The sequence below is a fragment of the Alteromonas sp. DY56-G5 genome, from assembly GCF_041414725.1.
Taxonomy (GTDB): domain Bacteria; phylum Pseudomonadota; class Gammaproteobacteria; order Enterobacterales; family Alteromonadaceae; genus Alteromonas; species Alteromonas macleodii.
This window is the reverse complement of the sequence record NZ_JANHZQ010000020.1, coordinates 68,186-76,544: the sequence shown is the minus strand read 5'-3', so window position 1 is coordinate 76,544 and position 8,359 is coordinate 68,186. Positions and strand designations below refer to the sequence as shown.

Sequence of the window (8,359 nt, the reverse complement as noted above, 5' to 3'; positions counted from 1 at the left end):
ACGGACGCAAACCATTTTAGTCAAAACAGCATGTTTACTCTTGCAATAACGGGGGAGACCATATACAGGCCCTAGGTACCCGGAGTATTTTTAAATTAAAAAGAAAACTTACTTATCTGCTGGCTCATACATCCACAGCGTATTGTTTTCTTGGAAACCGTCTTCACCGATAAGAATACGGCCGTCGTTCATCACCACTACGTTATCTGGTTGAGAAAGCTGTTCAACGTCACAACGCTCGGCGCCAGTTAGGCTTGAACGGTACGTACCGCCCATCACCACAGGTTCAATACGAGAGATGTTATAGCCTTCTTCAAGCTTGGCACGATAAACGCCACCACAGTCTTTAACGCGGGCTGAAAGCTGCATATCGCCTTCACCGTCAATCATTGTGTTGTCGATATCAGCGATGCCGATGTAAAGGTATGCATTCTGTACCACTTCACCTTCGATAGTATCTACACCTTCAACCGCTTCCTTTGCGCGTTTCTGGTTGATTGAGATACCTTCCAGTTTTCTCCACTCTGCGGTAGCCCCTTTAAGACGGGCCGCTGCACGACTCTCTAAGAACGCTACGCGGTTATCCATTGGCTGTCCTGCTGTTACGCTAGAGCCACCTTCCTCTACCGTTGGATAGGTCGCATCGCCATCAGCCCATGCTTGAACGTCGGCCATAGTAATGTAAGAACTTTGTCCATCCACGTAATCGTCGGTACCAATACCATTGTATTCATCAATCCACGCGCGAATAGTCAGGTTATCACCGCTAGCTAACTCCACCCATTCTACCGCAAAACCAGTAGTCGCAGGATCATTCTGACCTGCGTCCTGAGTGAGCTTAGCGCCGTAAAGTGTACCTGCCGATAAGTCTTCAGCTGTGTCTGCGACAAACTTAAACAGTACGCCACCCGTATCATCTTGAGAAAGGTAAACCGTTTTGCCGTCAGGCATGACCGTTGAGTTCTCATGCTCGTAACGGCCCATTGCAAAATGCTTAACAATAACCGGCTCATCAGCCAACGGCTCTGTTACTTCCGCAATGTAGCCATAGTTGTACGGGTTTGGCGCATCTGGCGCCGTCATTTGCCACATACGACCTAAGCGCGCATCTGTAGAAACGGCCTCTGGGTTATTCCAGCTTGGTGATGTTGTCGTATCCACCGCCGAATCAACCACCCACTCTTCTGAAGTAAGCGGTGTACCCCAAGGTGACATTGAACCAAAGCAGTTTGCCGCCGTTCCCCATACTGGCGAGAAATCCAGCATCATGGCTTCAGTTACTTCCCACATACCAAACTCGTCTTTTTCAACTTTCATGCGGCTCATACCGCCAGGAAGCTCTTCCCAGTTCGAGAAAAGGTAACCTTCGCCTTCGGCGGTTGAGATGAAGCCGTTAAAATCAGGCATGTCATTTTCAAGAACCAACTCTTCACCATCCAACGTGTAGATGTGACCTAAGCCTTCTGGTAGGTCAGTACCGAAAGTGTCGCCCGTTTGTCCGAGTACTTGATATTGACCAATGGCAGAAACCACCAGTTCTTTTTCTTCATCTGAGCTTGGTACAGGTGAATTTGGTAATGTTACTGGCAGATTGTTGAAGTTAGCACCTGCAAGCACGCCCACTGTACCGGTGTTGATAGGCATTGCATTTACACTGGTTGTCGCCGCATTAGTGCCAGACGGGTGCTGAACGTTAAAAAATAAATCGCCTTCGTCTGTTAAGAATATACCGGTCACTTCTGCACCAAGTGGAACCGTAGCAATACGTGTTAGCGTACCTGCACTATCACCTTGAGGACCTTGGTCGCCCGCCGGGCCTTGATCTCCTACTGGGCCTTGCTCACCTACAGGGCCTTGTACACCGTCTTCGCCATCGTCACCTTCCAGTGAACAGGCAGTCATCCCGAGTGTTACAGCCAGTGCTATCGCTGAATACTTAATTCCACGAAGAGTTTCGCTTTTCATTATAGTTCCTTGCTTATACTTGTTTTCGATGTTGAGTGGAGGTAAGCAGAAGACTCACCTCAGTAAACGGTCTTAGCGGGCGAAAGTCTGGAGGACATTTGTGACATTCCGGTGACAGTGAATTGACACCAAAATGAAGCTTTATTGACACAAGGGTCTGAAAAAACGAATAAAACAAATGCGACGATTTACGAAGGCGCTGTAATCATTGGGGTTATTGAATGCTCAATCAAGAAAACCTAAACCATTCAGTCAGTTTATGAATTATTTGTTTCACAATACTGGTCAGAGCTTTGTGCCCGTGAACACAACAGGACATAACTGCTTGAAAGTTGGATGGGCTAAAATGGAAAAAGAGGGTAGTTGGAGAAGGTAATTAGAAAAAGACACGGTATAAGCTAACGGGCTACGCATTTCGCTACGGCCCGCTAGCCTGGTCGCTAAGTAATACTTAGTTTGAGACAGTAAGAGGATGATTATACATCTTTAATTTATTAACCAGATAATCTTCAAACTGCTTTGCAGTTTGTACATCACTGCGGCTCTTAGGCCAAACCGCGAGAATTTTATAATCAAAAGCGGTTAAAGGTTTGAACAACACAAGGTGGTCATGTTCACCCTCGAATACCTTTTCGACCTGCTCTAACCGATAAACAACGGCCAACCCTAAGTTGTCATTATCTGCCAAGATACTTTGCGTTCCCCAAGTCGCTACAACGCCCCACTCACCACGCCCGGCTTTAATCACCTTCATTCCATCATGCGCCACTAGACCTGCGACAATATTATCCGATGGCTCTGATACAGAAACGCTGATGTGGGTGGTGGGGTCAAACGCATCAATTCGATAGTGCGTGGTAACGTCGATGCTGTCCGCTTTCGCATCAGACGATGACCATCCTTCGTAGCCAACCTCGAACTCAGCACGCAACTGAGAATTCGAGACTAATTGGTATTGCGTAGTCTCTACATGCTGAAAATGCATAACTGTCTGCGTTGAGGAGTCTTGGGTTTCTTGTTCTGTTAATCGACCTAGCGCACCCACGCCCAACGATTTACCAACTTTAAGCGCGTCTCCACCCCACGAAGATAAATTATGATAGCTATCGTAGCCGTCTTGCCCCACCTCAGGTAATACTACACTGTCGTTCGCTTTAACAAAGACATCAATAGCGTTACGCCAATCAAGATAAAGGCGATAGCCCATTTGATCAGACTCCCAGCCTGGTCCTTCGTAACGCAAAAAGTAAGAATGATCGGTCAATTGCGGAGGCGATGTGAATGAGGTAACTTCTTCAAAAGAAAAACCCTCAGCGCTATATACTGCGTCTTGCCACTCTCCTCCTGTTCTTACGGAAAGTTCAGCGTGCGCCCGGTCTTGGAGATTAACATTCGTAGCTTGCTCAGGTGGCATAAGTTCCAATGACGCACTACTTCCTGGCGTAATGGATGCTGCACCTAGTAACACCGCTTGCCCTTCGCTATTCTTTATCCATTCTGACGGATATTGCTTTAACTTCCACCCCGAATATTGCGGGGGAAGAGATACTTCGAAAATTTGATCGCCGCTACCACCGTCTGCCGAATTTTTCACCTTAACAGACAAAGCCGAATTTATATCCCCTTGTGAGCAACTTGCCAATAATGGCACCAAAATTAGACCTATCTTACTAAATTTCATCACTTTTATGCTCTCCATCGGTTGTTAACGCATTTAACTAATTAACGATTTTTATAAACAATATATTGACAAATGCCACCGGTGGCAATTATTTTAAATTTTGTTAACGAGATTTTTCAATTTAGTATGTCGATAAAATTCGTCATACCCATGAACCATTTAGTGAAAGGTAAATTACATGGTCAACTTTAGCCTAGAAGGTAAAACCGCATTAGTGACCGGAGCAAGTCGAGGTATAGGCCAAGCGCTTGCTTTAGCACTCGCCACTTCTGGCGCCTTCGTCATCTGCGCCAGTTCTCGACCAGGTGGATGTGACGAGACACTACGTAAAATTCAAAGTGAAGGTGGTCAAGCCATGGCATTAGATGCCGACCTCGCTGATGCCGACGCGGTAGTTAAACTTGCTGAAGATGCGTTAAGCATTAAAGGACACATCGACATCCTGCTGAATAACGGCGGCACTATTTTCAGAGCACCAGCAACCGACTTTCCTTTTGACGAGTGGAAAAACGTGCTTGCTGTCAACATCGATTCAGCTTTCCTACTTAGCCAAACTATTGGCAAGACGATGGTAGAACGGGGACAAGGCAAAATTATCAATATTGCATCAATGTTAAGTTATACAGGTGGCATCACCGTTCCTGCCTACACAGCGAGTAAGCACGCCATTGCGGGCCTTACGAAAGCGCTAGCAAACGAATGGGGCCAATACAATGTGCAGGTGAACGCAATTGCGCCAGGTTACATCAAAACCGATAACACCCAAGCACTGCAAGATGATGAAACGCGCAGTGCTGAAATTTGTGCCCGCATTCCAGCTAATCGCTGGGGGGAAAGTGATGATTTAGCAGGTGCGGCGGTATTTCTTGCGAGCGCAGCAAGCAATTACGTAAACGGCCATATCCTTGCTGTCGACGGCGGCTTTCTAGCACGTTAATTAACGAATGGGGGATACAGCCATGAGCAAGAAAATAGACACCCGATATGCTATCGGTCGTAAAGAGGCCAATGCTTACAACACGCAAGAATTGCGTGACGCGTTTTTAGTCGACACCCTAATGACACAAGGTGAAGTCGTATGGATATACACCCACTACGAACGCTTTATGCTTGGAAGTGCCGTACCGACAACGTCAGCGCTAACGCTAGAAACCATTGAAGATCAGTTAAAGATGCCGTTCTTCACCGCCCGTCGCGAAGTCGGTGTAATTAATATCGGCGGGCCTGGAACCATTACTGTTTCAGGTACCACTTATCACCTAGATAATGAAGAGGCCTTGTACATCGGACAAGGCAATGAAGAAGTCATTTTTGAGTCGGACAATGCGTCCAATCCTGCCAAATATTACTTAAACTCGGCGCCGGCTCACCACGCCTATCCCTGCAAAAAAATAGGTAGCACAGATGCAAACATCCTTCACTTAGGCAGTCAGGAAACCTCCAACAAGCGTGATATCAAACAGTTACTTATCAATACTGTTGTCGATACTTGTCAGCTTCAAATGGGACTAACGCGTCTGCACACAGGCTCCGTCTGGAACACCATGCCAGCTCATCAACATGACCGACGCAATGAAGTGTACTTTTACTTTGATATGGATAGCGAAAGCCGCGTATGTCACTTCATGGGCGAACCTCACGAAACTCGCCATATTTTTGTAGCGAATGAAGAAGCCGTGGTATCGCCACCTTGGTCCATTCATTGTGGTGTAGGTACTGGAAGCTATGCATTTATCTGGGGAATGGCAGGTGAAAACCTGGATTACGATGATATGGATAAGTTTCCGCCTTCACAGTTGCGTTAAGCAGCCCTGCTCTAAATAGGTGTAATGATTATGTTGCGGTATATAAAACTCACACTGTCAGCCACGGCCCTGTTGCTAACCTCGGCGTGTTCGCAAAATGAACTGCAAGGCGAAGTCACCGTATTGCGCTTAGGGCATACGTTGGACACTCAACACTCAGTACATAAAGCAATGGAATATCTTGGAGAGCGCCTAGATTACTATTCTGACGGTACAATGAGTGTGGTTATTTACCCGAGCAGCCAGCTAGGAACCGAGAGGGAGATGGTAGAACTGCTGCAGATTGGCTCACTCGCCATGACTAAAGTGTCGGCAAGTCCTCTGGAAGGGTTTGCTCCCGAAATGAAGATTTTTAGCATTCCCTACATCTTCCGCGATAACGAACACTTCTGGCGTGTATTAAACAGCGATTTAGGCGATGAGTTGCTATCTGGTGTTGAAGACTTTCGACTTAAAGGTCTTGGCTATTACGATGCGGGAAGCCGTAGTTTTTACACCAACGACAAACCAATAGAAACACCAAGCGATCTGAACGGGCTCAAAATTCGCGTGTTGAACAGCCCTACTGCAGTAGCAACAGTTCGCGCACTTGGAGGAGCTGCAACCCCCGTTGCCTGGGGAGAACTGTACACTGCGCTTCAGCAAGGCGTTGTAGACGGCGCAGAGAACAACCCGCCCAGCTACTACCTTTCACGTCATTATGAAATTGCCCGTTACTACAGTCTTGACGAGCATACCAGTGTTCCAGACGTCATGCTGGCATCTCTGCCGGTATGGGAAAGTTTGAATGAACAGCAGCAAATGTGGCTAAACAAAGCAATGGAAGACTCTGTTGAATACCAACGCGAACTTTGGAAAACATCTACGCAAGCCTCTTTAGAAAAGGTAAAAGCCGAAGGCGTCACAGTTATTACGCCTGATAAAGCGCCTTTCGTTGAAGCGGTAAAGCCTTTTCATAAGAGCTTTGAAGACACACCAATTGGCGACTTAATTACGCAAATAAAAGCGATGTAACAATGACAATAATACGCCTCATCGATAAAGCCTTAGCCGGCACCCTTATTATTGCCATGGTAAGTATTTTACTTACCGTAATTTGGCAAGTGGTCTCACGTTACCTACTTAAAGACCCTGCTTCGGTCACCGAAGAGCTGTCTAGGTTCATACTTATTTGGATTGGCATCTTAGGTGCGGCCTACGCCTATCGCCAAAACGCGCATTTGGGGTTCAACCTAATTGTTGAGCGTCAGTCTCGTAAAGTGAAACGCCTTCTACTTACCTGCGTTGAAGTCATTGTCATTATCTTCTGTGTTTTGGTGATGGTTTACGGCGGCGCTGAACTAGTGTCTCTTACATTAGAGCTAGAGCAAATCTCAGCAGCGCTAGGTGTAAAAATGGGCTTTATCTATAGCGTGCTTCCCTTATCTGGAGGCCTTATCATTGCCTATGCACTGGTTAACATTACTGCACTTTGGCGAAACAACAATAAGGAGTCAGCGTAATGGAACTGACCGGTATTATCTTAGTCGTCGCCTTTTTTGTACTCCTTCTTTTAAATGTTCCTATTTCAATCAGCATTGGTGTAGCCACGCTGCTTGCTATGGTAATGAGCATGGACATTGCTCCGGCTACCATTACTATTGCTCAGCGTATGGCAGGTGGTCTTAATAGCTTTGCGCTCTTGGCAATCCCATTTTTTGTTTTATCTGGCCTTATCATGGGACGCGGCGGGATAGCCAAGCGATTAATTGAATGTGCAATGGCGCTTATTGGTGCGCTTCCCGGAGGTTTAGCCTTGGTGAACGTCGTTTCCTGCATGCTTTTTGGTGCAATTTCAGGGTCTGCGGTAGCGACTACGTCTGCTATTGGCAGCTTCATGTTGCCCGAAATGAAAAAAGCGGGCTACGAGCCGAATTTTAGCGCAGCGGTCACTGCCGCTGCATCAACTACGGGAATGTTAATTCCACCAAGTAATATCTTAATTGTATACGCAATCGCTAGCGGTGGCGTATCCATCGCCGCCCTTTTTATGGCTGGCTATATTCCAGGCATTATGGTGGGTCTAGCGCTCATGCTGGTGTGCTTTATCTACGCAAAAATGAAGGGATACCCGCTATCGCCGCGACTTCCTATTAAAGTAGTTGTCGAAAAAACTATCGCAGCACTCCCTTCCCTATTCCTCATATTCTTAGTGATTGGCGGCATTGTGGGCGGCGTTTTTACCGCTACCGAAGCTGGTGCCATTGCGGTGGTTTACTCATTGCTGTTAGCTGTGGTGTTTTACAAAGAAGTGGATGCGAAAGCCCTACCTGATATTTTCTTGAAGGCGGCAGAAACGACGGCAATTGTAATGCTGCTTATCGCGGCCTCAACGGCGATGTCTTGGCTATTGTCGTTTGAGAACATTCCGCAAACCTTAAGTAACGCACTGTTGTCGATAAGCGATAACCCATTACTTATTCTACTCTTAATCAACCTATTGCTTATCGTAGTTGGTGCATTCTTGGATATGACACCTGCCGTACTTATTTTTACGCCCATATTTTTGCCGGTGGCCTTAGAACTTGGGATGAGCGAACTGCAATTCGGCATCATGCTCGTGCTCAACCTGTCTATCGGATTGTGCTCACCGCCCGTCGGCGCCGTACTTTTCATTACCTGTGCTATTGCCAAAACCAAACTTGAGAACATCATTCGACCGCTAATACCTTTATATGTGGCTATGTTTGTCGTTCTTATGCTAGTTACGTATGTCGCATGGTTCAGCGAAGCGCTACCGCGTGCACTAGGATTTTAGTAAGGTAGAATCATCAAAACTGAAAAGTGTGGTCAGGCGTAGTTTGATCACATGAACTTTCACTTTTGAATAACAAAAACATATTGCCCGTATTTGTGTGGTAATATCGGA

7 protein-coding genes are annotated in these 8,359 nt (G+C 46.5%); 5 read left to right on the top strand and 2 right to left on the bottom strand.

Annotated features, from left to right (window positions below; translation table 11 throughout):
* Nucleotides 1-108: 108 nt before the first annotated feature.
* Together NO989_RS11620 and NO989_RS11615 are read right to left on the bottom strand one after the other, a co-directional pair.
* Nucleotides 109-1,965 (bottom strand): alkaline phosphatase PhoX, encoded by a 1,857-nt coding sequence (locus NO989_RS11620; RefSeq protein WP_370137029.1) that lies wholly within the window; start codon nucleotides 1,963-1,965, stop codon nucleotides 109-111.
* A gap of 451 nt (nucleotides 1,966-2,416) precedes the next feature.
* On the bottom strand, nucleotides 2,417-3,646 hold the full coding sequence (locus tag NO989_RS11615; protein ID WP_371342584.1) for a DUF4861 family protein: 1,230 nt from the start codon (nucleotides 3,644-3,646) through the stop codon (nucleotides 2,417-2,419).
* Nucleotides 3,647-3,824: 178 nt separating this feature from the next.
* Here NO989_RS11615 and kduD point away from each other — a divergent pair, with 178 nt between their 5' ends.
* From kduD to NO989_RS11590, 5 genes are read left to right on the top strand one after another with little or no spacing between them, the layout of a single operon-like run.
* The gene (gene kduD, locus NO989_RS11610; RefSeq protein ID WP_014976831.1) at nucleotides 3,825-4,583 is read left to right on the top strand and encodes a 2-dehydro-3-deoxy-D-gluconate 5-dehydrogenase KduD; all 759 of its coding nucleotides are present in this window, start codon (nucleotides 3,825-3,827) and stop codon (nucleotides 4,581-4,583) included.
* A gap of 22 nt (nucleotides 4,584-4,605) precedes the next feature.
* Nucleotides 4,606-5,451 (top strand): 5-dehydro-4-deoxy-D-glucuronate isomerase, encoded by an 846-nt coding sequence (gene kduI / locus NO989_RS11605; protein ID WP_039225580.1) that lies wholly within the window; start codon nucleotides 4,606-4,608, stop codon nucleotides 5,449-5,451.
* A 30-nt stretch (nucleotides 5,452-5,481) separates the two neighbouring features.
* On the top strand, nucleotides 5,482-6,465 hold the full coding sequence (locus NO989_RS11600) for a TRAP transporter substrate-binding protein (RefSeq protein ID WP_014979607.1): 984 nt from the start codon (nucleotides 5,482-5,484) through the stop codon (nucleotides 6,463-6,465).
* A 2-nt stretch (nucleotides 6,466-6,467) separates the two neighbouring features.
* On the top strand, nucleotides 6,468-6,953 hold the full coding sequence (locus NO989_RS11595; protein ID WP_014979608.1) for a TRAP transporter small permease: 486 nt from the start codon (nucleotides 6,468-6,470) through the stop codon (nucleotides 6,951-6,953).
* A complete protein-coding gene (locus NO989_RS11590) occupies nucleotides 6,953-8,248 on the top strand; it encodes a TRAP transporter large permease (RefSeq protein WP_014949873.1) in 1,296 nt (431 codons plus the stop codon). The genes NO989_RS11595 and NO989_RS11590 overlap by 1 nt, the downstream gene beginning before the upstream one ends.
* Nucleotides 8,249-8,359 lie beyond the last annotated feature (111 nt).